This is a genomic window from Arthrobacter nitrophenolicus, assembly GCF_045833485.1.
In the GTDB taxonomy this organism is placed as follows: Bacteria; Actinomycetota; Actinomycetes; order Actinomycetales; family Micrococcaceae; genus Arthrobacter; species Arthrobacter nitrophenolicus.
In genome coordinates this window covers 415,028-441,095 of record NZ_CP174504.1, presented here as the reverse complement: position 1 = coordinate 441,095, position 26,068 = coordinate 415,028, and the positions used below count along the sequence as shown (strand labels likewise).

18 protein-coding genes are annotated in these 26,068 nt (G+C 64.6%); 15 read left to right on the top strand and 3 right to left on the bottom strand.

What is annotated here, in order from left to right:
* Positions 1-86 precede the first annotated feature (86 nt).
* The 4 genes from ACJJV6_RS02040 to rplL all read left to right on the top strand — a co-directional run bounded on the left by ACJJV6_RS02040 (position 87) and on the right by rplL (position 3,675).
* The gene (locus tag ACJJV6_RS02040; RefSeq protein WP_407709811.1) at positions 87-1,184 is read left to right on the top strand and encodes a GNAT family N-acetyltransferase; all 1,098 of its coding nucleotides are present in this window, start codon (positions 87-89) and stop codon (positions 1,182-1,184) included.
* A gap of 8 nt (positions 1,185-1,192) precedes the next feature.
* Entirely contained in the window at positions 1,193-2,311 is a 1,119-nt protein-coding gene (locus ACJJV6_RS02035; protein WP_407709810.1) for a GNAT family N-acetyltransferase, read from the top strand.
* 326 nt (positions 2,312-2,637) lie between these two features.
* Positions 2,638-3,219: a 50S ribosomal protein L10 gene (rplJ, locus tag ACJJV6_RS02030; protein ID WP_133345774.1), complete on the top strand. Its 582-nt coding sequence runs from the start codon at positions 2,638-2,640 to the stop codon at positions 3,217-3,219.
* A 78-nt stretch (positions 3,220-3,297) separates the two neighbouring features.
* A complete protein-coding gene (gene rplL / locus ACJJV6_RS02025; protein ID WP_009358316.1) occupies positions 3,298-3,675 on the top strand; it encodes a 50S ribosomal protein L7/L12 in 378 nt (125 codons plus the stop codon).
* A 67-nt stretch (positions 3,676-3,742) separates the two neighbouring features.
* On the opposite strand, the gene ACJJV6_RS02020 is transcribed toward rplL, so the two are convergent.
* Both ACJJV6_RS02020 and ACJJV6_RS02015 read right to left on the bottom strand, forming a co-directional pair.
* The gene (locus tag ACJJV6_RS02020) at positions 3,743-4,240 is read right to left on the bottom strand and encodes an aminoacyl-tRNA deacylase (protein ID WP_407709809.1); all 498 of its coding nucleotides are present in this window, start codon (positions 4,238-4,240) and stop codon (positions 3,743-3,745) included.
* On the bottom strand, positions 4,240-5,439 hold the full coding sequence (locus tag ACJJV6_RS02015) for an acetyl-CoA C-acetyltransferase (protein WP_407709808.1): 1,200 nt from the start codon (positions 5,437-5,439) through the stop codon (positions 4,240-4,242). Before ACJJV6_RS02015 ends, ACJJV6_RS02020 begins: the two co-directional genes overlap by 1 nt.
* A 228-nt stretch (positions 5,440-5,667) precedes the next feature.
* Here ACJJV6_RS02015 and ACJJV6_RS02010 point away from each other — a divergent pair, with 228 nt between their 5' ends.
* The 9 genes from ACJJV6_RS02010 (at position 5,668) to ACJJV6_RS01970 (ending at position 23,203) form a co-directional block, all read left to right on the top strand.
* Positions 5,668-6,132, top strand: a complete 465-nt coding sequence (locus ACJJV6_RS02010) for a hypothetical protein (protein ID WP_407709807.1) — start codon at positions 5,668-5,670, stop codon at positions 6,130-6,132.
* 308 nt (positions 6,133-6,440) lie between these two features.
* On the top strand, positions 6,441-9,950 hold the full coding sequence (gene rpoB / locus ACJJV6_RS02005; protein ID WP_133345782.1) for a DNA-directed RNA polymerase subunit beta: 3,510 nt from the start codon (positions 6,441-6,443) through the stop codon (positions 9,948-9,950).
* A gap of 159 nt (positions 9,951-10,109) precedes the next feature.
* A complete protein-coding gene (locus ACJJV6_RS02000) occupies positions 10,110-14,009 on the top strand; it encodes a DNA-directed RNA polymerase subunit beta' (protein ID WP_407709806.1) in 3,900 nt (1,299 codons plus the stop codon).
* Positions 14,010-14,384: 375 nt separating this feature from the next.
* Positions 14,385-14,759: a 30S ribosomal protein S12 gene (gene rpsL / locus ACJJV6_RS01995; protein WP_009358312.1), complete on the top strand. Its 375-nt coding sequence runs from the start codon at positions 14,385-14,387 to the stop codon at positions 14,757-14,759.
* A 1-nt stretch (position 14,760) separates the two neighbouring features.
* Positions 14,761-15,231 (top strand): 30S ribosomal protein S7, encoded by a 471-nt coding sequence (gene rpsG, locus ACJJV6_RS01990; RefSeq protein ID WP_003803829.1) that lies wholly within the window; start codon positions 14,761-14,763, stop codon positions 15,229-15,231.
* A 69-nt stretch (positions 15,232-15,300) separates the two neighbouring features.
* On the top strand, positions 15,301-17,415 hold the full coding sequence (fusA, locus tag ACJJV6_RS01985) for an elongation factor G (RefSeq protein ID WP_009358311.1): 2,115 nt from the start codon (positions 15,301-15,303) through the stop codon (positions 17,413-17,415).
* Between the two features lie 247 nt (positions 17,416-17,662).
* Positions 17,663-18,853: an elongation factor Tu gene (gene tuf / locus ACJJV6_RS01980; RefSeq protein WP_009358310.1), complete on the top strand. Its 1,191-nt coding sequence runs from the start codon at positions 17,663-17,665 to the stop codon at positions 18,851-18,853.
* A 151-nt stretch (positions 18,854-19,004) separates the two neighbouring features.
* Positions 19,005-23,048, top strand: a complete 4,044-nt coding sequence (locus ACJJV6_RS01975; protein ID WP_407709805.1) for a hypothetical protein — start codon at positions 19,005-19,007, stop codon at positions 23,046-23,048.
* Positions 23,049-23,077: 29 nt separating this feature from the next.
* Complete coding sequence (locus ACJJV6_RS01970; RefSeq protein WP_009358308.1) at positions 23,078-23,203, top strand: hypothetical protein; 126 nt, start codon at positions 23,078-23,080, stop codon at positions 23,201-23,203.
* Between the two features lie 46 nt (positions 23,204-23,249).
* Here the strand turns inward: ACJJV6_RS01970 and ACJJV6_RS01965 are convergent, their stop codons facing one another.
* Positions 23,250-24,689, bottom strand: coding sequence for a GH1 family beta-glucosidase (locus ACJJV6_RS01965; RefSeq protein ID WP_407709804.1), 1,440 nt, complete (start codon positions 24,687-24,689; stop codon positions 23,250-23,252).
* 401 nt (positions 24,690-25,090) lie between these two features.
* On the opposite strand from ACJJV6_RS01965, the gene rpsJ reads away from it, so the two are divergent.
* Both rpsJ and rplC read left to right on the top strand, forming a co-directional pair.
* Positions 25,091-25,399 (top strand): 30S ribosomal protein S10, encoded by a 309-nt coding sequence (gene rpsJ, locus ACJJV6_RS01960; protein WP_003803825.1) that lies wholly within the window; start codon positions 25,091-25,093, stop codon positions 25,397-25,399.
* A gap of 17 nt (positions 25,400-25,416) precedes the next feature.
* Positions 25,417-26,067, top strand: coding sequence for a 50S ribosomal protein L3 (gene rplC, locus ACJJV6_RS01955; protein ID WP_354175172.1), 651 nt, complete (start codon positions 25,417-25,419; stop codon positions 26,065-26,067).
* Position 26,068: the final 1 nt, after the last annotated feature.

Below are 26,068 nucleotides of genomic sequence, written 5' to 3'. Positions count from 1 at the left end.
CAGCAGCCGGGCGGTCCCTTCCGCGTTAGCCCCACCTTTCCCGTCGCCGCACTCGACAGCAAGCCCGGGCTGGCTAGGCTATGGTCATGACGCAGCCGAACGGCCTGGCGATTACCGCCGTCGTGATGCCCGGGTCCCTGGACGAAGCACAGGACGCACGGGACTTCCTTGACTGCCAGGAAATGCGGCAGGCGCACGAGCTGGAGACCTGGGGCAACCTTGACCGCGGATACACCCTCGCCGAGGAACTGGAACACTGGCGCGGAACCCCCTATGAGGCCCGGCACCTGTTCGTGGGCCGGATCGACGGGAAAACCGTCGGTATGTGCTCGGTGACGCTGCCACTGCGGGAGAACCTTTGGACGGCCGGGATCGGAGTCCTGGTGGTACCCGCGTTCCGGCGCCGCGGGATCGGCCGCCAGCTCCTGCTGTTTGCCGAGGACGTGGCGCAGCAGCACGGCCGTACCTCGCTGGACGGCTACTTTGAACTGCCGGCACACGTGATGGAAGGCGCAGGTCCGCTGCTGCCCGCAAAATCCGGGGCCGGGGGGCTGCCGGCGGGGGAGCCTTCCACCGCCTTCGCGGCGGCCGGAGGCTACGAGCTGGAACAGGTGGAGACGTCCAGCCGCCTTGTCCTGCCCGTGCCACCCGAGCGGCTGGCCGCACTGGAGGCTGCCGCGTCCGCCCATGCGGGGGACTACACGCTTGTGGGATGGGCTGATGCCTGCCCCGCCGAACTCGTGGACAGCTACGCGCACCTGAACGCCCGGATGAGCGTTGATGTGCCCACGGCCGGAATGGACTGGGAGGGCGAACTCTGGGACGCGGACAGGGTTCGCCGGGACGAGGAGATGCTTGCCCGCAGCGGAGTGCAGTCCGTGGTGTCAGCGGCGATGCACAGGCCCACCGGCCAACTGGTCGCCTACACCGTCCTCAACTGGCGGCCGGAGGTCCCCGGAGTCATCCTGCAGCAGGACACCCTGGTGTCCGGCCAGCACCGGGGGCACCGCCTGGGGATGCTGATCAAGATCAGGAACCTGCGGATGGCCCAGGCGAGATGGCCCGCAGCGAAGTCGGTCCTGACATGGAACGCCAACGAAAACCAGCATATGCTGGCGATTAATATCGCGCTTGGATTCACACCTGCAGGCTATGAGGGTGAGTGGCAGAAACGGCTGGGATGATGCCCCATATGGCAAAAGACGTGAAGATCGAGCAGCTCTGGATCCCCGACTCGCTGGACTCTCCGGACGCGGCGGACTTTTTGGCCGCCGTCGAAGTGGGCCGCAAGGTCAGGATGCAGACCTGGGGGAGTGACGACCTCGCCTACGGGCCGCTGGAGAAGCTCCTCGAGTTCGAGGACCCGTACGAGCGCCAGCTCATCCTGGTGGCAAAAGTCGACGGCGAAATCGTGGGCACCGTGGATATCGCCCTGCCCATGACGGACCACCTGGACCTTGCGGAGTTCACCCTCGACATCCTGCCCGAGTTCCAGCGCCAGGGCGTGGGCCGCCGCCTCCTCGAAGCCGCCGAACACCTGGCCCGCGCTGAGGGTCGCACCATGATCCTGGTGGACACGAACCACCCGGGTGCTTCCCTGCACGAGTTTGAGAAGGCACTGCTGGTCCCCGGTTCTGGGCTTGGGTTCGTTCCGCTGGAGAGCCGGGAAGTGGAGTTCGCCCAGAAGACGGGCTACACGCTGCAGCACATCGAGCAGTTCAGTTCGTGTTCACTCCCGCTGGATTCGAAGCTCGTGGCCGACCTGCAGGCGGAGGCGGACGAGGCGAACAACGGCCGGTACCGGCTGCACCACTGGACTGACCGCTGCCCCGACCAGTGGCTGGAAGCCGTCGCCGTCCTGGAGAACCAGGCGGGCGCGGATGTGGACCCCGCACTGGACGTGCCGGTGGAGCAGGACATGGTGTTCGACGGCGGCATCCTCCGTGAAGCGGAGGACGTCGCCATTGCGCAGGGCAGGCGGACGGTGGTCACCGCCGTCGAGCACATCGCCAGCGGTTCCCTGGTGGGGCTGACCACCATTACGGTGCTGGCGCACCGCACGGACGTGGTGTTTCAGGACGACACGCTGGTGCTGCAGGAACACCGGGGCAACAAGCTGGGGCTGCTGATCAAGGTGGCCAACATGGAACGGCTCACAGAGCAGTTTCCTGATGCGCGCGTGATCTACACCTGGAATGCCCCGGAAAACCGGTACCTGCTGACCGTCAACCAGCAGCTGGGCTTCCGCACCGCCGGGGTCACAGGCATCTGGCAGAAGGAACTTCCCAAGCTGCAGAGCCGGAACAGCTGACGGCCTGCCGCGCCCCTGGGGGAGCGGCAGGGGCACGATTTGGCGGTCCGTCATGCCCTCCCGTAGACTGGGATGACCAAAGACCGTCGGTTATTGGAAATCCACTCTCCCGGACATGGCGCAAATCTGCTGTCCTGCGCGGGAGGTGCCGTGGTTTTCCTTACGAAGGCCCCTGAACATAGGGCGGCCGGCGCAGGTGAACGAAGCAAAGCTCCATGGAGAACCGTGTTGAGCCAAGCCCCGTGCATCTGCGCGGGGCGTTTTTAGTTTTAGCTCTCTTGAGCGGGGACCGTCGAATACCCGGCACTATCCCCGGAAGGAGGGTTATGGCAACGCCTACCAAGGTTTCAGCAGTAGCTGAGATCACTAACGATTTCAAGGAATCGAACGCCGCTGTCCTGACCGAATACCGCGGGCTCACCGTTGCACAGCTCAAGCAGCTGCGTGTTTCTCTCGGCCAGGACACCAAGTTCGCGGTCGTCAAGAACACCCTGACCGCCATTGCAGCCAAGGAAGCCGGCGTCGAAGCATTCGACGGCCAGCTTGCCGGCCCCACTGCAATCGCGTTCATCAAGGGTGACGCAGTTGCCGCTGCCAAGAGCCTGACGGATTTTGCCAAGGCCAACAAGCAGCTGGTCATCAAGACCGGCTACTTCGAGGGCAAGGCACTGAACGCCAGCGAGGTTGCCGAACTGGCAGCGCTCGAGTCCCGCGAGCTGCAGCTCGCCAAGGTTGCAGGCGTCCTCAAGGCTCCCGCCGCCGCAGCTGCACGCATCATTGACGCACTGCGCCTCAAGCTTGAAGAAGAGAACGGTGCTCCGGCTGCTGCCGAGGCGCCCGCCGCTGAAGAAGCTCCCGCCGCCGAAGCCGAAGCACCTGCCGAAGCTCCCGCAGCCGAAGAGAACTAATTCTCTTTACCCCACAAGACTCAGGTGCATGGCCGGGCGATGAGCCTGCCGGACACCACAACAGGAAGGACGCCTACCATGGCGAAGCTCAGCAACGAAGAGCTCATTGAAGCTTTCAAGGAACTGACCATCATCGAGCTCTCCGAGTTCGTCAAGCTCTTCGAAGAGACCTTCGAAGTTACCGCTGCTGCTGTTGCAGTTGCTGGCCCCGCTGCCGGCGGCGCTGCAGAAGAGGCTGAAGAGAAGACCGACTTCGACGTCATCCTCGAAGCTGCTGGCGACAAGAAGATCGCAGTCATCAAGGAAGTTCGCGCCATCACCTCCCTCGGCCTCAAGGAAGCCAAGGACCTGGTTGACGGTGCCCCCAAGGCTGTCCTCGAAGGTGCCAACAAGGAAGCTGCCGAGAAGGCCAAGGAGCAGCTCGAGGCTGCAGGCGCCACCGTTACCCTCAAGTAACAGCGCATACTCCTGGAAAACCCCGTCCACTCCGGTGGGCGGGGTTTTCTGCGTCCTGGACGGGGTCCTAGGCGGGATCGGAGATGTCAGCCACCACGGCGTCCAAGGCGGACGTCAGGGCGTCGGCGTCGACGAAGGCGCTGTAGCCGTGGGCGCCGGCACCCATGGAGATCCGCCTGCCGGTAATGGTGGCATCCGCATAGACAGGCCACGGGGTGGTGCTTCCCAGCGGGGTGATGGTGCCGCGCTCGTACCCGGTTGCCTCCAGCGCCATGTCCGCCGGCGGCAGGGACAGCTTGTTGACCCCCACGAGGGTGCGCAGCTTCGGCCAGGAAATTTGCCGGTCGCCCGGAACCAGCGCGAACAGGAAAGTCCCGTCCTTGTGCTTGACCACCAGCGACTTCACGATGTCGGCGGGGCTGATTCCCAGGATGCCCGCCGCTTCCTCGAGGCTCCGGGCGGCCGGGCGTTCCACTATTTCAATCTCCAGGCCGCGGGCGGCGGCGTCGGCCAGGAACCGTTCCTGCCCGGCGCCGTCCGCACCGTTCGAGGCTGCCCCCGCCATCAGTCGCGGTACAGCAGGAGCGCCTCGCCCTGCCCGCCGCCCCCGCACAGGGACACGGCGGCCTTGCCTGTTCCGCGGCGCTTGAGCTCGTGGGCGGCATGGACCGCCAAACGTGCACCGGAAGCGCCGATGGGATGCCCCAGGGCGATGGCCCCGCCGTGGATATTGCACTTCTCCAGCGGGTAGTCCAGGTCCTTGAGTGACTGAACGGCCACGGACCCGAAGGCCTCGTTGATCTCGATGAAGTCCAGGTCCGCCGTGGTCCACCCGGCCCGGCCCAGCGCGTTCATGATGGCGTTCGAAGGCTGCGAATGCAGGGAATTGTCCGGTCCGGCCACCTGTCCCGGTTTGCCCACCACGGCCAGGTACTCCAGCCCGTGGGCCTCGGCATAAGCCCGCGAGGCCAGCACCAGGGCGGCGGCGCCGTCGGACAGGGGAGACGAGTTGCCCGCGGTGATGGTGCCGTCAGTGACGAAGGCAGCCCGCAGCCCGGCCAGGGACTCGACGGAGGCGTTGGGGCGGACGCCCTCGTCAGTGTCCACCACGAGGGGGTCGCCCTTGCGCTGCTTCACGCTGAGGGGGACGATCTCGTCGTCGAACGTTCCGTTCTTTGCCGCCAGCGCCGCGCGCTGGTGCGACTGCGCAGCCACGTTGTCCTGTGACGTCCTGTCGATGCCCAGGGTGAGGTTCCGGGTTTCCGTGGAGAGGCCCATCGACTGGCCGTCAAACGCGTCGGTCAAGCCGTCGTGGGCGGCGGCGTCCAGAGCCTGGATGGAGCCATAGGTCCAGCCCTGGCGCGAGCCGGGCAGCAGGTGCGGTGCCCGGGTCATCGACTCCTGGCCGCCGGCCACCACCACGGCGGCCTCGCCTGCGCGGATCATCCGGGCGGCGTCAATGACCGCAGTCAGGCCCGAGAGGCACACCTTGTTGACCGTCACCGCCGGAACATTCCAGCCGATGCCGGCGCCGATGGAGCTTTGCCGGGCAGGGTTCTGGCCGGCACCGGCCTGCAGGACCTGGCCCATGATCACCGCTTCGACGTCGCCAGCGTCCACGCCGCTGGCCTCCAGCGCAGCCCTGATCGCGTGGGCTCCCAAATCGACGGCGGTGAAGCTCGCCAGCTGGCCGCTGATCCGGCCTGTTGGAGTGCGTGCTGCCGCGAGGATAACAACGTCGCTGTTGTCTGGAGAGTTGGCCATGGTTATCTCTTCCGCTCTGATCCGATGTAAGCCACCAAGGCTATCGTGACCCTGGTCACCTAACTATTCAAACGCCGGAGCGGCTATGTGCATTCCTCCCTGTGCGCCTGCGCCAGGGGAGAGGTCCCCATCGTTTCGGGATGCACGACGGCGGCTGCCTGCGTAGGGTGGGCGGCGGACAGTATTGCCGGTGGGGACCCCGGACGCCGGGCGGACGGAGAAGTAAAAGTGAAGAAGACCCTGGCCCTCGTGGCCGCTGCCGGCCTGGCGGCGTTGACCGGCTGCTCGGTCTCTGCCCCGGCACCTGCCGGACCGTCGCCGTCGGAATCCGTGGCGCCGGCTTCCGGCGGGACCGAACCGGCGCCGTCAGCGCCGTCCGGCGCCACAGCCGCAGCCTCAGGCGCGCGGGAGGCATGCGAGCGGTTCAACTCCCTGTTCGCCGAGTATGCAGCCGTTAGGGCGGACGACGCCGGCGGCTATGAGGACATCTACCTTCAGGCCGAGGACGCGAAGGACACCGTGGCGGGGGACTTGCGGGGCCTGTTCGCTGCCCTTAGCCTGCTGGCCATCGACCATTCGTCGACGGCCGAAGCCGGCGGGGCGCCAGCCCAGGAATCGCGGGACGCCGTGCGCGATGCGGTCTTCGCGAACTCCGGAACCTGCACGGCGGAAGGGGTCACCCTCCGGCTCTGAAGGGTTCCGGCAGGGTATCCGGCGCACCTCAAAACAAGTGCTTGCATTCCGGCCGGATGTGGGGTAGACACGTAGGTTATTTTGCCGTATCGTAGATATTTGCGTCTTCCCTGTTTACCTTCAGCCTTCATATAGCGGTGGGCTTTGCCTGGCAGCTGACAATCAACGTGCCGTAACAACGTCACAGCATAGTCGGTGCCGGCCCCGGGTCATATAGCGGAACCGGATGGTAGCGCTGCGGACTCTGTCTGCAGGGTGCACAGCGGGGGAGATCTGAAAACGCCTGAAGGTCTGTGGAAGGATCCCTCTTGGTCGCCTCGAGCACCTCTAATAACGAAACCGCTAACACCGCCGACAGCACTGATGGTGCCACTCGCCGGCTTTCATTCGCAAAGATTCACGAACCTCTTGACGTTCCGAATCTGCTTGCCCTGCAGACGGACAGCTTTGACTGGCTGGTCGGCAACGAACGCTGGCAGGCACGCGTAGCAAAGGCTGTCGAGGAAAACGATCTCAGCGTCGCCACCACGTCCGGCCTCTCGGACATCTTCGAAGAAATCTCCCCGATCGAGGACTTCCAGGGCACCATGTCCCTGAGCTTCTCCGATCCGGAGTTCGCCGACCCCAAGTACACCATGGCCGAGTGCAAGGACCGGGACGCAACGTACTCGGCTCCGCTGTACGTCAAGGCCGAGTTCATGAACAACAACACGGGCGAAATCAAGCAGCAGACCGTGTTCATGGGCGACTTCCCGCTGATGACCGAGAAGGGCACCTTCGTGGTCAACGGCACCGAGCGTGTCGTCGTCTCCCAGCTGGTCCGTTCGCCGGGCGCCTACTTCGAGCGCGCCGCTGACAAGACCAGCGACAAGGACATCTTCACTGCCAAGATCATCCCGTCCCGCGGTGCATGGTTCGAGCTCGAAATCGACAAGCGCGACCAGGTCGGCGTCCGCCTCGACCGCAAGCGCAAGCAGTCGGTCACCGTCCTGCTGAAGGCCCTTGGCTGGACCGAAGGCCAGATCCTCGAAGAGTTCGGCCAGTACGACTCCATGCGCGCCACCCTGGAGAAGGACGCCACCGAGACCCGCGAAGACGCGCTGCTGGACATCTACCGCAAGCTGCGTCCGGGCGAGCCGCCCACCGTCGAGGCTGCCCAGTCCCTGCTGGACAACCTGTACTTCAACTCCAAGCGCTACGATCTGGCCAAGGTCGGCCGCTACAAGATCAACCGCAAGCTCGGCATCGACCGCTCCCTTGGCGACAAGGAAGCCTCGGTCCTGCACGTTGAAGACATCGTTGCCATGATCAAGTTCCTCGTCGCGCTGCACGCCGGCGAGAAGACCATCAAGGGCGTCCGCGACGGCCAGGAAGTGGACCTGCGCGTCGAGATCGACGACATCGACCACTTCGGCAACCGCCGCATCCGCGCCGTCGGTGAGCTCATCGAGAACCAGGTCCGCACCGGCCTGTCCCGCATGGAGCGCGTTGTCCGCGAGCGTATGACCACCCAGGACGTCGAGGCCATCACGCCGCAGACCCTGATCAACATCCGCCCCGTGGTTGCAGCCATCAAGGAGTTCTTCGGAACCTCCCAGCTGTCGCAGTTCATGGACCAGAACAACCCGCTCTCGGGCCTGACCCACAAGCGCCGGCTGTCGGCCCTTGGCCCCGGTGGTCTGTCCCGTGACCGCGCCGGCATGGAAGTCCGTGACGTGCACCCGTCCCACTACGGACGTATGTGCCCCATCGAAACCCCTGAAGGCCCGAACATTGGTCTGATCGGTTCGCTGGCCTCCTACGGACGCATCAACCCGTTCGGCTTCATCGAGACCCCGTACCGCAAGGTCAAGGACGGCGTCGTGTCCGACGACGTCCAGTACCTGACGGCCGACGACGAGGCCGAGGTGCTGATCGCCCAGGCCAACGCGCCGCTGGACGAGAACAAGCGCTTCGCCGAAGAGACCGTCCTGGTCCGTGCCCGTGGTGGTGGAGGCGAGCCCGTCCTGGTTCCGGCTGAAGACGTCGAGTTCATGGACGTTTCCCCGCGCCAGATGGTGTCCGTTGCCACGGCCCTGATCCCGTTCCTCGAGCACGACGACGCCAACCGCGCACTCATGGGTGCCAACATGCAGCGCCAGGCCGTGCCGCTGGTCCGTTCCGAGGCCCCGTTCGTGGGCACCGGCATGGAGCGCGCCGCTGCCGTGGACGCCGGTGACGTGGTCATCGCAAAGAAGGCCGGTGTGGTCACCGAGGTTTCCGCCGAACTCGTCATCATGCTCAACGACGACGGCACGGAAACCAACTACCGCATCAACAAGTTCGCCCGCTCCAACCAGGGCAACTGCTACAACCACCGTGTCCTGGTGAACGAAGGCCAGCGCCTCGAGGTCGGCGGCATCATCGCCGACGGCCCGGCAACGGACCAGGGTGAGCTTGCCCTCGGCAAGAACCTGCTCGTGGCATTCATGTCCTGGGAAGGCCACAACTTCGAGGACGCCATCATCCTCTCGCAGCGAATCGTTGCCGAGGACGTCCTTTCCTCCATCCACATCGAGGAGCACGAGATCGATGCCCGCGACACCAAGCTTGGTGCCGAGGAAATCACCCGTGACATCCCCAACGTGTCCGAGGAAGTCCTGGCAGGCCTGGACGAGCGTGGCATCATCCACATCGGTGCCGAGGTCGAAGCCGGCGACATCCTGGTCGGAAAGGTCACCCCGAAGGGTGAAACCGAGCTGACCCCGGAAGAGCGCCTGCTGCGCGCCATCTTCGGCGAGAAGTCCCGCGAAGTGCGCGACACCTCCCTGAAGGTTCCCCACGGCGAGTCCGGCACCGTCATCGGCGTCCGCGTCTTCGACCGCGACAACGATGACGAGCTGCCCCCGGGCGTCAACCAGCTGGTCCGCGTCTACGTGGCTGCCAAGCGCAAGATCACCGACGGCGACAAGCTCGCCGGCCGCCACGGCAACAAGGGCGTTATCTCCAAGATCCTCCCGGTCGAGGACATGCCCTTCCTTGCGGACGGTACCCCCGTTGATATCGTCCTGAACCCGCTGGGTGTTCCGGGCCGTATGAACGTCGGCCAGGTGCTCGAGACGCACCTCGGCTGGGTTGCCAAGACCGGCTGGAAGATCGAAGGCGAGCCCGAGTGGGTCAAGCAGCTGCCCAACCTGCCGCGCGAGAGTGGCCCCACCACTGTTGCCACGCCGGTGTTCGACGGCGCCCGCGAAGAGGAAATCACGGGCCTGCTGGACTCCACCAACGTGACCCGCGACGGTGAGCGCCTGATCAACTCCTCCGGCAAGACCCGCCTGTTCGACGGCCGCTCCGGCGAGCCGTTCCCGGATCCGATCTCGGTCGGCTACATGTACATCCTGAAGCTCCACCACCTGGTGGACGACAAGATCCACGCCCGCTCCACCGGCCCGTACTCCATGATCACGCAGCAGCCGCTGGGTGGTAAGGCGCAGTTCGGTGGCCAGCGCTTCGGTGAAATGGAAGTGTGGGCGCTCGAAGCCTACGGCGCCGCCTACACGCTTCAGGAACTCCTCACGATCAAGTCCGATGACATCCACGGCCGCGTGAAGGTCTACGAGGCCATCGTCAAGGGCGAGAACATCCCGGAGCCGGGTGTTCCCGAGTCCTTCAAGGTGTTGATCAAGGAAATGCAGTCGCTGTGCCTGAACGTGGAAGTCCTCTCCACGGACGGAACCACAATTGAAATGCGTGACTCTGATGACGCAGTCTTCACGGCTGCGGAGGAACTGGGCATCGATCTGTCTCGTGCAGAGCCCAGCTCCGTAGAAGAGGTCTAAGGAGTCCGACGACGGCGGGCCGCGTCCGCCGTCGTCCTCCTTCCTTCTCCCGCACCCAAGGTGCCCGGTGGTTGTGTTTCGACAGGCTCAACAACCGAGTCGAAACCTCGGCACCGTAAAGACTTCAGAATTTAGAGAACAAGAGAGAACAGGGACCATATGTCCAGCGAATCCTCCTTCGGCCTCATGCAGATCGGCCTCGCCACCGCGGAAGACATCCGCGGCTGGTCTTACGGCGAGGTTAAGAAGCCGGAAACCATCAACTACCGCACGCTCAAGCCCGAGAAGGACGGCCTCTTCTGCGAGAAGATCTTCGGCCCGTCCCGCGACTGGGAATGCTACTGCGGCAAGTACAAGCGCGTGCGCTTCAAGGGCATCATCTGTGAGCGCTGTGGCGTCGAAGTCACCCGCGCCAAGGTCCGCCGCGAGCGCATGGGCCACATCGAGCTGGCCGCACCGGTCACGCACATCTGGTACTTCAAGGGTGTTCCGTCCCGCCTGGGCTACCTCCTTGACCTGGCACCGAAGGACCTCGAAAAGGTCATCTACTTCGCTGCCTACATGATCACCAGCGTCGACGAGGCGGCCCGCCACGAGGAACTGCCCAACCTGCAGGTTGAGCACGACATCGAGAAGAAGCAGCTGATCGACAACCGCGATTCCGATATCGCCGCGATTGCCCGCGACCTCGAGGGCGAAATCGCGCGCCTGGAGGCCGAAGGCGCCAAGGCTGCCGACAAGAAGAAGGCACGCGACTCCGCCGACCGCCAGATGGCGAACGTGCGCAAGCGTGCCGACGCCGACATCGAGCGCCTCGAGCAGGTCTGGGACCGCTTCAAGAACCTGAAGGTCGCCGACCTCGAAGGTGACGAGGGCCTGTACCGCGAACTGCGTGACCGCTACGGCATGTACTTCGAAGGCTCCATGGGTGCCGAAGCGATCAAGAAGCGCCTTGAAAGCTTCGACATGCAGGCCGAATCCGACCTGCTCCGCGACGTCATCGCCAACGGCAAGGGCCAGCGCAAGACCCGCGCCCTCAAGCGCCTCAAGGTGGTCAACGCGTTCCTGACCACCAACAACAGCCCGCTTGGCATGGTCCTCGACGCCGTCCCGGTGATCCCGCCGGAACTGCGCCCCATGGTCCAGCTGGACGGTGGCCGCTTCGCGACCTCCGACCTCAACGACCTGTACCGCCGCGTGATCAACCGCAACAACCGCCTCAAGCGCCTGCTTGACCTGGGCGCTCCGGAGATCATCGTCAACAACGAGAAGCGCATGCTTCAGGAAGCTGTTGACAGCCTCTTCGACAACGGCCGCCGCGGCCGTCCCGTCACGGGCCCGGGCAACCGTCCGCTGAAGTCCCTGAGCGACATGCTCAAGGGCAAGCAGGGCCGTTTCCGCCAGAACCTCCTCGGCAAGCGCGTCGACTACTCCGGCCGTTCGGTCATCGTCGTCGGCCCGCAGCTGAAGCTGCACCAGTGCGGCCTGCCCAAGCAGATGGCGCTGGAGCTCTTCAAGCCGTTCGTGATGAAGCGCCTGGTTGACCTCAACCACGCCCAGAACATCAAGTCGGCCAAGCGCATGGTGGAGCGTTACCGTCCGCAGGTCTGGGACGTGCTCGAAGAGATCATCACCGAACACCCGGTGCTGCTCAACCGTGCACCTACCCTGCACCGCCTGGGCATCCAGGCGTTCGAGCCGCAGCTCGTTGAAGGCAAGGCCATCCAGCTTCACCCGCTGGTCTGTGGCGCCTTCAACGCCGACTTCGACGGCGACCAGATGGCAGTCCACCTGCCGCTGAGCCCGGAAGCCCAGGCTGAGGCCCGCATCCTGATGCTGTCCTCGAACAACATCCTGAAGCCCTCGGACGGACGCCCGGTCACCCTGCCGTCGCAGGATATGATCATCGGCCTCTACCACCTGACCACCAAGCGGAAGGGTTCGGCCGGCGAAGGCCGCATCTTCGGCTCGGTCTCCGAGGCCATCATGGCGTTCGACGCCCGCGAGCTGCACCTGAACTCGCAGGTCAAGATCCGCCTCGAAGGCTTCGTGCCGTACGCCGGCTGGGAAGCCCCCGAAGGCTGGGAGCCGGGCCAGCCCGCGCTCGTCCAGACCTCCCTGGGCCAGGTGCTCTTCAACGAGACCCTGCCTGAGGACTACCCGTGGGTTGAGGCTGTTGCCGACAAGGGCGAACTGTCCCGCATCGTCAACGACCTCGCCGAGCGCTACCCGAAGGTCGTCACGGCTGCCACGCTGGACAACCTGAAGGACGCCGGTTTCTACTGGGCCACCCGCTCGGGCGTCACCGTCGCCATCTCCGACATCGAGGTCCCGGCCGCAAAGCCGGAAATCCTTGCCGGGTACGAGGAGCGTGCAGCGAAGATCCAGGGCCAGTACGACAAGGGCCTGATCGACGACGACGAGCGCCGCCAGGAACTGATCGAGATCTGGAACAAGGCAACCAACGAGATCGCTTCGGTGATGCGCGAGAGCCTGTCCCCGATGAACACCATCAACCGCATGGTGTCCTCCGGTGCACGTGGTAACTGGATGCAGGTCCGCCAGATCGCGGGTATCCGTGGCCTGGTGGCCAACCCGAAGGGTGAAATCATCCCGCGCCCAATCAAGTCCTCCTACCGTGAGGGCCTGTCGGTGCTGGAATACTTCATCGCCACGCACGGTGCCCGTAAGGGCCTCGCCGATACCGCTCTTCGTACCGCCAACTCGGGTTACCTGACCCGTCGTCTGGTGGACGTGTCCCAGGACGTCATCGTCCGCGAAGAGGACTGCGGCACCGAGCGCGGCCTGGTCACGCCCATCGCCGTCGCCGATTCCAACGGCGAGCTGGTGCTGGACGAGAACGTCGAGAACAGTGCCTACGCACGTACGCTGGCTGTCGACGTCGTGGACTCCGAGGGCAAGGTCCTCGCCGCCGCCGGCACCGACTGCGGCGACGTCGTCATCGACGAGCTGTTCAAGGCAGGCATCACCGAGGTCAAGGTCCGCTCCGTTCTCACCTGTGAGTCCAGCGTCGGCACCTGCGCCCTGTGCTACGGCCGCTCGCTGGCCACCGGCAAGACCGTGGACATCGGCGAGGCCGTGGGCATCATCGCCGCACAGTCCATCGGTGAACCTGGTACCCAGCTGACCATGCGTACGTTCCACACCGGTGGTGCAGTCTCCGCCAGCGGTGGCGACGACATCACCCAGGGTCTGCCCCGTATCCAGGAGCTCTTCGAAGCCCGTACTCCGAAGGGTGTTGCGCCGATTGCCGAGGCAGCCGGCCGCATCACCATCGAAGAGTCCGAGCGCCAGATGCGCCTGGTCATCACCCCGGATGACGGAACCGAAGAGATCGCCTACCCGGTCCTTCGCCGTTCACGCCTGCTGATCGAGGATGGCGACCACGTCACCGTCGGCCAGAAGCTGATCAACGGACCGGTGGACCCCAAGCAGGTCCTGCGCATCATGGGTCCGCGTGCTGCACAGAAGTTCCTGGTGGACGAAGTCCAGGGCGTGTACCGCAGCCAGGGCATCGGTATCCACGACAAGCACGTCGAGGTTATCGTCCGCCAGATGCTGCGCCGCGTCACGGTCATCGAGTCCGGCGAATCGGACCTGCTCCCCGGCGAACTCGCCGAGCGCAGCCGCTTCGAGGACGCCAACCGCCGCGTTGTATCCGAGGGCAAGACTCCGGCATCCGGACGTCCCGAGCTCATGGGTATCACCAAGGCGTCGCTGGCCACCGAGTCCTGGCTGTCCGCAGCTTCCTTCCAGGAGACCACCCGCGTCCTGACGCAGGCGGCCATGGAAGGCAAGAGCGATCCGCTGCTTGGCCTCAAGGAGAACGTCATCATCGGTAAGCTGATCCCGGCCGGCACGGGCCTCCCGCGCTACACCGAGGTCACCGTCGAGCCCACTGAGGAAGCGAAGGCCAACCTGTTCACAGGCCCCAGCGCATTCAGTGACTTCTCGTACGACACCCTGGGTGGCGACGGAGCTCCTGAGTTCCACGCCATCCCGCTGGATGACTACGACCTGGGCAACGACTTCCGGTAGACGTGCCTGTAAGGGATGGTCCCGCACCGTACGGTGCGGGACCATCCCCGTTTAACAGTGCCGATTAAGGCATGGAGGCCGTCCATGCTAGACTTGTTACCAATTGTTATTGTGGCAGTGGATGAGTGCGCCGGCTCCAGCTGAAAGGCTGAGCCAGAGCGACGTTTCCGGTTTGCAGGGTTCTTGTGCAACGTATGCCACATTTTCGCATGCCTAGGGACATTTTGACGCGAGTCGGGTCACGGGCATGGGATCCGACTATTAAGGCTTCGCCTTCGCCGCCTCCGGAGATTCCTCCAAGGGCCCGGGCGGCGGGGCAACGCAACAAGAGAGCGGCCGGAAGCGGCTGTTCCGGATAAAACGGAGAACACGAGAGTGCCTACGATTAACCAGCTGGTCCGCAAGGGCCGCACGCCTAAGGTCTCAAAGACCAAGGCTCCCGCGCTTAAGGGCAGCCCGATGCGCCGCGGTGTTTGCACCCGCGTCTACACCACCACCCCCAAGAAGCCGAACTCGGCTCTTCGTAAGGTGGCACGTGTGCGCCTCAACGGCGGCGTGGAAGTAACCGCCTACATCCCCGGTGTTGGCCACAACCTGCAGGAGCACTCCATTGTGCTCGTTCGCGGTGGTCGTGTTAAGGACCTCCCGGGTGTCCGCTACAAGATCGTCCGTGGCGCCCTCGATACCCAGGGTGTGAAGAACCGTAAGCAGGCCCGCAGCCGCTACGGCGCAAAGATGGAGAAGAAGTAATATGCCTCGCAAGGGTCCGGCCCCCAAGCGGCCGCTCGTTTCGGATCCGGTTTACGGCTCCCCGCTGGTAACCCAGCTCATCAACAAGGTGCTCGTTGACGGCAAGAAGTCCACGGCAGAGCGCATCGTCTACGGTGCCCTCGAAGGCGCACGAGCCAAGTCCGGCGGCGACCCCGTAGCAGCCCTGAAGAAGGCCATGGACAACGTCAAGCCTTCCCTCGAGGTCCGCTCCCGCCGCGTCGGTGGCGCCACGTACCAGGTTCCGGTTGAGGTTAAGCCGGGCCGCTCCACCGCACTCGCCCTGCGGTGGCTGGTGGGCTACTCCAAGGCCCGCCGTGAGAAGACCATGACCGAGCGCCTCCAGAACGAAATCCTGGATGCCTCCAACGGTCTCGGTGCCGCTGTGAAGCGTCGCGAAGACACCCACAAGATGGCCGAGTCCAACAAGGCCTTCGCACACTACCGCTGGTAATACTCCCCGGACGCCGCCGGCTCAAAAGAGCCGGCGGCGAACGCGTAGTCCATCCCAAAAGGAGACCCCGTGGCACAGGACGTGCTTACCGACCTTAGTAAGGTCCGCAACATCGGCATCATGGCCCACATTGATGCCGGCAAGACCACCACAACCGAGCGCATCCTGTTCTACACGGGTGTGAACCACAAGATCGGCGAAACGCACGACGGCGCTTCGACCACTGACTGGATGGAACAGGAAAAGGAACGCGGCATCACCATCACGTCTGCCGCCGTGACCTGCTTCTGGGAAAACAACCAGATCAACATCATCGACACCCCCGGCCACGTTGACTTCACCGTTGAGGTAGAGCGCTCCCTGCGCGTCCTCGACGGCGCCGTTGCCGTCTTCGATGGCAAGGAAGGCGTTGAGCCGCAGTCCGAGACCGTGTGGCGCCAGGCTGACAAGTACAACGTCCCGCGTATCTGCTTCGTCAACAAGATGGACAAGCTGGGTGCTGACTTCTACTTCACCGTAGACACCATCATCAGCCGCCTCGGTGCCAAGCCGCTGGTCATGCAGCTGCCCATCGGTGCCGAGAACGACTTCATCGGCGTCGTGGACCTGCTCTACATGCGCGCACTGGTGTGGCCCGGCGATGCCAAGGGCGACGTCACCATGGGTGCGAAGTACGAGATCCAGGAGATCCCGGCTGACCTCCAGGAGAAGGCTGAAGAGTACCGCGCGCAGCTGGTCGAGACCGTTGCCGAGGCCTCCGAAGAACTCATGGAGAAGTACCTCGAAGGCGAAGAGCTCACCATCGACGAGCTCAAGGCCGGCATCCGCAAGATGACCATCAACTCCGAGCTGTACCCGGTCTTCTGTGGCTCCGCCTTCAAGAACCGCGGCGTGCAGCCCATGCTCGACGCAGTGGTGGACTACCTGCCGAACCCGCTCGACGTTCCTCCGATGATCGGTCACGATCCGAAGGACGAAGAGAAGGAACTGACCCGCAAGCCTTCCGCCGACGAGCCGTTCTCGGCCCTGGCGTTCAAGATTGCGGCGCACCCGTTCTTCGGCCAGCTCACCTTCATCCGCGTGTACTCCGGCCACGTTGAATCCGGCGCCCAGGTGGTCAACTCCACCAAGGGCAAGAAGGAGCGCATCGGCAAGCTGTTCCAGATGCACGCCAACAAGGAAATGCCCGTTGAGGCAGCCACCGCCGGCCACATCTACGCAGCGATCGGCCTGAAGGACACCACCACGGGCGACACCCTGTGTGATGCCAACAACCAGATCGTCCTCGAGTCCATGAGCTTCCCGGAGCCCGTGATCTCCGTGGCCATCGAGCCGAACACCAAGGGTGACCAGGAGAAGCTCTCCACGGCCATCCAGAAGCTCTCCGCTGAGGACCCCACCTTCCAGGTGTCCCTCAACGAAGACACCGGCCAGACCATCATCGCCGGCATGGGCGAACTCCACCTGGACATCCTGGTGGACCGCATGCGCCGCGAATTCAAGGTCGAGGCCAACGTGGGCAAGCCGCAGGTTGCTTACCGCGAAACCATCAAGCGTGCCGTGGAGCGCCACGACTACACGCACAAGAAGCAGACCGGTGGTTCCGGCCAGTTCGCAAAGGTCCAGATCGCGATCGAGCCGCTGGACACGGCCGAGGGCGAGCTGTACGAGTTCGAGAACAAGGTCACCGGTGGCCGCGTTCCGCGCGAGTACATCCCGTCTGTGGACGCCGGTATCCAGGACGCCCTGAATGACGGTGTGCTGGCCGGTTACCCGGTTGTCGGCATCAAGGCAACGCTGATTGACGGCGCCTACCACGATGTTGACTCCTCGGAAATGGCGTTCAAGATCGCCGGCCGCATGGCTTTCAAGGAAGCTGCGCGGAAGGCAAACCCGGTTCTGCTCGAACCGCTGATGGATGTCGAGGTCCGCACCCCTGAGGAATACATGGGTGACGTTATCGGTGACCTCAACTCCCGTCGTGGCCAGATGCAGTCCATGGAGGACGCAGCAGGCGTCAAGGTTGTTCGTGCACACGTTCCGCTGTCCGGCATGTTCGGTTACATCGGCGACCTGCGTTCGAAGACCCAGGGCCGTGCTGTCTACTCCATGACGTTCAACAGCTACGCCGAGGTCCCGAAGGCAGTTGCCGACGAGATCATCCAGAAGAGCCGCGGCGAGTAGTCCTTCGGACTTTCAAAGCGAACACCTCGGGTGCGCCCGCCGGAAACGGAAAGCGCAGCCAGTACAGGTGGCCGGGCCTGGTCCCGGCCGGATCCGGCCACCTGTACGAACAGGCTCAAGGGACTAGTATTAGTTCCTGAATCTGCAATTTCACCAATCCAAAGCCCCCAAGTAGACTTGCCTGAGTTTCTGCCGCGAGAAGCGCGGTTAGAGGGCAAGCCATTTGAAAACGTTCTAGGAGGAACCTGTGGCAAAGGCAAAGTTCGAGCGGACTAAGCCGCACGTCAACATCGGCACCATCGGTCACGTTGACCACGGTAAGACGACGCTGACGGCCGCCATTTCCAAGGTGCTGTACGACAAGTACCCGGATCTCAACGAGAAGCGCGACTTCGCGTCGATCGACTCTGCTCCCGAAGAGCGTCAGCGCGGTATTACCATCAACATCTCCCACGTGGAGTACCAGACCGAGAAGCGTCACTACGCACACGTTGACGCCCCCGGTCACGCTGACTACATCAAGAACATGATCACCGGTGCTGCCCAGATGGACGGCGCAATCCTCGTGGTTGCTGCTACCGACGGCCCCATGGCACAGACCCGCGAGCACGTTTTGCTCGCCCGCCAGGTTGGTGTTCCCTACCTGCTGGTCGCGCTGAACAAGGCTGACATGGTTGAGGACGAGGAACTCCTCGACCTCGTTGAAATGGAAGTTCGTGAGCTCCTGAGCTCGCAGGGCTTCGATGGCGACGACGCTCCGGTTGTCCGCGTTTCCGGCCTGAAGGCCCTGGAAGGCGACCCCGAGTGGGTCAAGTCCGTTGAGGACCTGATGGCTGCTGTGGACGAGTCCGTTCCGGACCCCGTTCGTGACCGCGACAAGCCGTTCCTGATGCCGATCGAAGACGTCTTTACCATCACCGGTCGTGGCACCGTTGTTACGGGCCGCGCCGAGCGTGGAACCCTCGCCATCAACTCCGAGGTTGAGATCGTCGGCATCCGCCCGGTCCAGAAGACCACGGTTACCGGTATCGAGATGTTCCACAAGCAGCTCGACGAAGCATGGGCCGGCGAGAACTGTGGCCTCCTGCTCCGCGGTCTGAAGCGCGACGACGTCGAGCGTGGCCAGGTTGTCGTCAAGCCGGGTTCCATCACCCCGCACACCGACTTCGAGGCCAACGTCTACATCCTGTCCAAGGACGAAGGCGGACGCCACAACCCGTTCTACTCGAACTACCGCCCGCAGTTCTACTTCCGCACGACGGACGTTACCGGCGTTATCACCCTGCCCGAGGGCACGGAAATGGTTATGCCCGGCGACAACACTGAGATGACCGTTGCGCTCATCCAGCCGATCGCTATGGAAGAGGGCCTCGGCTTCGCTATCCGCGAAGGCGGCCGCACCGTGGGTTCGGGACGCGTTACCAAGATCATCAAGTAGTCCTTGCTGATCACCGGATCATGGGGGAATAGACCCGCATAATCCACAGAAAGCCCCGCTGCCATGTGCAGCGGGGCTTTCTTTTGCTACCGTTAATCCAGTCATTGGATAAATTGCAGTCGTACAGTACTGCCTAGCGAGAGGAAGCGGCATGAGGGATGCATCCTACGAGGCGGGGTACCGGGACGGCCACCTCCAGGGGTGGCTGGACGCGATGGCGAAGGTCGCCCAGGAGCGGCAGCCGAAGTCCATGCCGCCGCTGCAGTCCGTGCCCGGGATAGCCGCGCCTGTTATTGGAAGGACGCCGCCGCCCCAGCCCCCAGCCCGGCCCCCTGCCCGGCAGCAGCCTGCCGCGAAAGTGCTCCCGCCGGCCAGGCAGCAAACGTATCCTGCCAGGCCGGCACGTCTCGCCGAATCCGACGAAGAACGCAAGGCCCGCCGGGAGCGCCGGGACCGGCAGAACATCAACGTCACGCTGTACGTTGCCAGCCTCCTCCTTGTTGCGGCAGCGGCGCTGTTCGTGGGGACCGGGTTGGCGCCGATGTTCCGCTTCGCCGGCGTCTGCGCAGTCGCTGCCCTGTTCTACGCCTCGGGACTGGTCCTTCACCGGAGGGTCCACCGGCTCAGGCCTGCCGCCGTGGCGTTCACCGGTACGGGCCTCGCGCTGATACCGGTGATCGGCCTTGCCCTGTATAACTTCGTGTTGTTCCACGGACCAGCAGTCTGGCTGCTGACGTCCCTCGCCGGAACCTTCGCTTACATCGCCGCCGCCCTTCGGCTCGAGAGCAGGGTCCTGGTGTACCTGTCGTTAACGTTCGTCGTTTCAACAGCATGGTCCGGCGTTGCCGTGCTGGGTGGCGCCCTCGTGTGGTACTTCGTTGCTCTCGCAGGCGTGGCGGTGCTGTTTACGGTGGTGTCCCTGCTGCGGCCGGGATGGCTTCCTCCTGTCTTCACCAGGCCCTTGGCCACCCTCCACCCTCTGGTGGTGCCGGCGGTTGCCTTGGTATCGACCTTCTTCCCGCTGCTGCTGGCCAGGTGGGAGTATGCCCTGGTCCTGGGCATCTGCGGGGTGTACTTCGGCGTGATGACCGCCGTCCGGGGCGCCCCGTTCAGGCTGTTGAATTTCTATGCTGCGCGGCTGGCGCTGACTGTGTCCGGCAGTGTAGCGGTGTGGGAAGTCACGGGCCACGGGGCGGATGCGTTGTTCGCTGCCGGGCTGTTCCTGGCGCTGCAGTCCACCGCAACCGCCTTTGGCGGTCGCGTCCTGGCCGGCTGGTTTCCAGGTGACGCCGCCGCGGCAGGGTGGCTGGCCAGGCAACCACAGGCGCCCGACGGCGGCACTTTGCGGAGTGCCGGGTGGTGGCGCCTTGACGCGCTCCTGACACATGCGGCGCACTTCGCGGTGACGGCGGCGTTGGCCGCCGTCACCGCGCTGCCGGGAACGGCGGTTGCCTCCCTGCAGGGCGACAGCCTGGTACCGCTCTGGCTGCCGGCCTTGATCCTGCTGCTCGCCGGCTTCGTGCTGGCTGCAAGGCTCCAGGGCGGCGCTGAACTGGCACCGTTCGCGGCCTTGGGGCTGGCCTGGTTCTTCAGTCCGGTGCTGGGGGAGTGGGCGTTTGCGGCCTTGCCGCTGCTGGCGTCGCTCATCTGGCTGGCGAGGGCGCTCCGGAAGGGGGAGGAACGGCCGGGGCTGCTGGTGCTGAACGCCCGGGTTGCCGCTACCTTGGCGGTTCCCGCGGCGGCAGCGGCCCTCACGCAGGGGGTTCTGCAGAACCACGCGGTGTGGTTCGGCGTTGTTGCGGTGGCAGTCAGCCAGCAGTTGTTGTCCGCAGCATTGCAGCGCCTGGGGCACGCCGCTCTTGCTTCGCAAGCCACACTGGCCGCTTTTTCAGGCCTTGGTGTTGTGGGAGTCGCCGTCCTGGCGTCAGTCGACGCCACCCGTGGAAATCTCCTGACAATGGTCGCGATCCTGCTGCAGTTGCTGGCAGCTCTGTCCACCGGCCTGATGCTGCTCCGGCGTCCTGCCGATCCAGGCACCTGGCGTCCCACCGTTGGCGAACTGCTGCCGCTTGTGGTTTCCGCCGTCATGGTGGAATTCGCCTTTCGGCTGGTTTCCACCGGCGCAGGAAACGTGGCGCTTGTGCTGCTGCTGGCATATGTGGCTGGTGTCGCATTGACGCTGCCTGCCCGCCTCCACCGCTGGAGCTACTGGTGGCTGGCGAGGGTTACGGGAACAATCCTGGTGCTGACGGCGTTCGGGCAGCTTGTGCAGGGTGGGGCCGTGCCCGTCCTGGCCAGGGAGCAGGTCCGGCCGGCCACCATGCTGGCCGTGGCCCTGGGACTCCAGCTGGTCCTTGTCCTGGGTGCGTATCTCCGGCAGCGCACGCCGCGCGGTGTGACAGTTGATATCGGCCTGGTCCTCGTGGTGCAGCTGATCGCCGCCCTGACGGCCCCGCTGGGTGAAGGAAGCTGGCAGGCCGTCTTTGTTCCGGCCGTGGCGGCCGGATCGGCCGTGCTGGCCGGGTACGTACTGCGGCGTGAGGGTGGCGCCGAAGGGTTTGCGCCGGGGGCGTTCGTTGTCCTGGTGTACCTCTCGTCCGGCAACCTGCTCCTCGTAGAGGTGCTGCTCGGCATTTTCGCACTGTTCGCCGCAGTCATGGTGCCGGCTGCTTCCTCCTCCCTGCAGAAAGGGTGGTACTTCGTCGCGGCCCGTGTGTTGACGGCTGCACTGGCGGTGGTCCTCAGCTACGACATCACTGCTTCGCCGGCCGCGGTGTCCCTGACGTTCGCCTTGGTCCTTGCGGCCCAGCATGCGGTGCGCTGGTTGCTGCGGTCCAGCCTGCAGTCGGTGCCGTTCCAGCAGGCAGCCGTCTGGATTACGCTGGCCGGACAGGCCCTGCTGCCCCTGGGATACGCCCTCCGCTACGGCCAGGCGGGTGAAAGCGGGGGCCGCGGCGTCCTGTTCCTGGAGCTGGCGCTGCTGCTCGTATCCGCTGTGCTGGCCCGCCGTCTGTTTGTTGCCCGCGGTGCCCTGTACTTCGGCCTCTACGCCGTGTTGTTCGGGGTGCTGGTGCTCGGTCCGTTCGCTACTTTCGGGGCCGGGCCGCTGTTGGGATACACGGAAACCTCAGCGGTCCTCATGCTCCTGGGCCTCCTCGCAGCAGGGGCAGGCGTGCTGGGGAACCGTCGGCACACTACGCCTGCCGGGGTGGAGCGTTGGCTGTGGCTTGTTGCAGCAGTATCTTTCACAGGCACAGCCCTTCTGGTTGCACCGCAGGCGGAGGGCTGGGTTTCCGGCACCGCCGTCCTTGCCCTGGCCGCTGTCCTGTTCATTGCCTCGCACGTTGAACGGATCCCGGCGCTGTACCCGCCCGCGGCGGCAGCACTGCCCACCGGCGCGTTCATGCTCGCAGGCTCAGTATTTGACGGGCTCGGTGGGGACTGGGGCCGCTATCTTCCGTGGTTGGCCGGCCCCGGGCTTGCGGCCGCAGCCCTGTATGCGCTCCGCCGGGCCAGGGCCTCCCGCCTGGTCCAGGAGCCGCTGCGCCGCTGGTCATTGGCGGGCGCATCCTTCCTGGGCTTCGGCACAGCTGCGCTGGCCGGGCTTCCGGTCGATTCAACAGCGTGGTGTGCTGCTGCACTGCTGGCTTGTGCTGCCGGAGTCGCCGTGCTCGAAGCCCCTGCAGCACTGCGCCGCGTAGCGGCAGAAATCGGGGCACTGGCAGTGGTTGCGGCGGCCCAGCGGGCGGCCCTCTTCAGATTCGATACAGCGGACCTGCCGGACCCCTTCTGGGCAGTCCAGTGGTACGTGGTGCTGGGATCTTTGCTGGCGGCCTTGCGGTACCTTGCCGGCCAGAACGCGCCTGGCCGGGCTCTTGCAACGGCGTCGGCTGCCCTGCTCACGCTGTCCGGCGCCGGAGTTGTCGCGGGCGGGACTGGCGGCCAGCAGTTGTGGCTCCTGCTCCTTCTGGCCGGGCTGCTGGTGGCGGGCCTGGTACTTGGGGACCGGTTCTTTGTTCGTTGGGGCGCCGGCGGGGTTGCTGCCTGCATCCTGTGGGCAATGCGGGAGTACACCTTCGCGCTGCTGGCGATTGTCGCCGTCGGACTGATTGCCTTTGCCGTGTGGCGCCTCAACCGCAGCACGGGCGCTGAAGCTGCCGGCGGGAAGGACGGCCCCGCGCGGAAGCTCCCCTGATACTGTGGCAGCATCGAGAGGAGATCATCATGGGATGGCTTATTTTCCTGATCATCGTGGCCGTGGTGGTGGCAGGCGTGTTCTGGGCCAAGAAGCACTTCCGCCACGAGATCGACCGCGCCAAGCGGATCAACCGGGCCAACAAGAACCAGTAGCTGGCCGCTCTGCCGGCTTCCGCGGATAAGGAATACCTGGGCCCGGCTACTGGCCCGCCCGGTTCTTCCGCGCCCGCGAAAGGGCCCGGTACCAGTAGAAGGACTGTTTCGGGGTCCTGGCCTGCGTCTCGAAGTCAACGTGGACCAACCCGAATCTTTGGGAGTAGCCGGCAGCCCACTCGAAGTTGTCCATCAGCGTCCACACGTAATAGCCCCGCAGGTCGACGCCTGCCGCCATGCCGCCCGGGGATGTGGCGTCCAATGCAGCGCGCAGGTGCGTGGCCAGGTATTGCACCCGCTCCTCATCCTGCAGGGTGCCTTCAACCTTGTCGGGCTCGGGAAAACTGGCACCGCCTTCGGTGATGTAGACGGGCGGGAGGGCGTCCCCGTACCGGTCCTGGAGTTCCTTGAGCAGGATGGCCAGATGTTCGGGGGCCACGGGCCAGCCGAATCCGGTGCTGCTGAGCTCTGGGTACCCCACCTCGTGGAAGGGCAGCCGGGCTACAGCTTTGTGAGTGTTGGCCGGGATGGGGGTGACGCCCCGGCCGACGGCCACCTTCACCGGGAAGTAGTAGTTCAGGCCGTAGAAATCCAGTGGCTGGTGGATGGTGCGCAGGTCTGCGTCGGAGATCCTGCCGATGGAGCGCAGCCACGGCCGGGCGTACACCGGAAGCGTGGGGTACCGGCCCAGCAGGACGGGGTCGGCGTAGATCCGGTTCATCAGCAGGTCATACATCCGGGCCACCATCCGGTCGCCGATGCTCCGGCTGCCGGGCCGGACGGGCGCATGGAGGTTGGTCACGCCCACGCTGCCCGTCACGCCGGCAGCCCGGAGTGCCTGTACTCCCAGCCCGTGCGCCAGCAACTGGTGGTGGATGGAGGGGAGGGCATCGAACATCAGCGCGTGGCCGGGGGCGTGGACGCCCAGGGCATAGCCGTTCAGGGTTACCGAGAGGGGCTCGTTGAGCGTGACCCACTGGGCCACGCGGTCGCCGTAGCGCGCCGCGGCTGCGGCGGCGTACTCGCCAAAGCGTTCGGCGGTCTCGCGGTTCAGCCAGCCGCCGCGGTGCTCGAGGGGCAGGGGCGTGTCCCAGTGGTACAGCGTGGCCATGGGGGAGACGCCGGCCTCCAGCAGCTGGTCGATCAGCCGGTCGTAGAAGTCCAGGCCCTCCGGGTTGAAGCTGCCCCGGCCGTCAGGCTGGATCCGCGGCCACGACAGCGAGAACCGGTAGGAATCCACGCCCAGTTCCTGCAGCAGCGCCACATCTTCCGGCAGCCTGTTGTAGTGGTCGCAGGCAACGGCGGGGGAGTGGCCGTCCATGATGGCGCCGGGTTTCTCCGCGAACGCGTCCCAGCCCGAGGGGCCGCGGCCGCCTTCACCGAGGGCGCCCTCAATCTGGAAGGCGGCGGCCGCCACGCCAAGAGTGAACGACGGCGGCATCCGGCCGGCCAGGTCCGTCACCGATTCAGTGCTTTCCAGCGTCATGTCCTTATCATCCATTCGGAGGCAACCAAGGGCAATGGCCCGGCCAGGCCCGGCCCCACGAGGGACGATTCGCATCTGCCGGGGATTTCCGGCATACTAGATGAGTTGTTCAAGCGCTTCTTCGCGTCCCGATCCGGATAATGCCGGATGCAGGGTCCAGGTTGAAGACCAAACATAACCCACCCCAATGGAATTGCGGATTTGTATGCGTGTTGAGCGCGACACGCCCGACCGCGGGGGTCGGTTACGCCGGCAAGGTGAGGAACCCGGATTCATCCGGATTCAGTTTGTGCGGCGGGTGGTAGTTACGACTTCAAATGCTTCGGCAGCCACATACAACAGGAAAGTGAACAGGGCAGCCCTAAACCGGGGAAGCACAGACTGAAAGAGAGTCAGGCGACATGGCGGGACAAAAAATCCGCATCCGGCTGAAGTCATACGACCACGAGGTCATTGACGTTTCAGCACGGAAGATCGTTGAGACGGTCACGCGCGCAGGCGCAACGGTAGTTGGCCCCGTGCCGCTGCCGACGGAGAAGAACGTTTACTGCGTTATCCGCTCTCCGCACAAGTACAAGGACAGCCGCGAGCACTTCGAAATGCGCACGCACAAGCGTCTTATCGACATCATCGATCCCACGCCGAAGGCTGTTGACTCGCTCATGCGTCTCGACCTGCCGGCTGACGTGAACATCGAAATCAAGCTGTAGGGAGGTGCTGAGAAACTATGACCGCAACCCGTAACGTAAAGGGCCTGCTGGGCACGAAGCTCGGCATGACCCAGGTCTGGGACGAGAACAACAAGCTCATCCCCGTCACTGTGGTCCAGGCAGACTCGAACGTCATCACCCAGCTGCGCAACGCAGAAGCTGATGGCTACGTCGCCGTTCAGATCGGCTACGGCCAGATCGATCCCCGCAAGGTCACCAAGCCGCTGGCTGGTCACTTTGAAAAGGCAGGCGTTACGCCTCGCCGTCACGTCGTCGAACTTCGTACCGCAGATGCTGCCGAGTACAAGCTGGGCCAGGAGCTCTCCGTGGAGCTCTTCGAAGCCGGCCAGAAGATCGACGTCGTTGGCACCACCAAGGGTAAGGGCTTCGCCGGTGTTATGAAGCGTCACGGCTTCCACGGCGTTGGAGCTTCCCACGGTGCCCACAAGAACCACCGTAAGCCCGGTTCCATCGGTGGTGCATCCACCCCGAGCCGCGTCTTCAAGGGCATGAAAATGGCCGGCCGCATGGGCGCCGTTCGTCACACCACGCTGAACCTGACGGTTCACGCGGTTGACGTCGAGAAGTCGCTGCTCCTGATCAAGGGTGCCGTTCCCGGCGCCCGCGGCCAGGTCGTACTCGTACGCACCGCCGTGAAGGGAGCCTAGT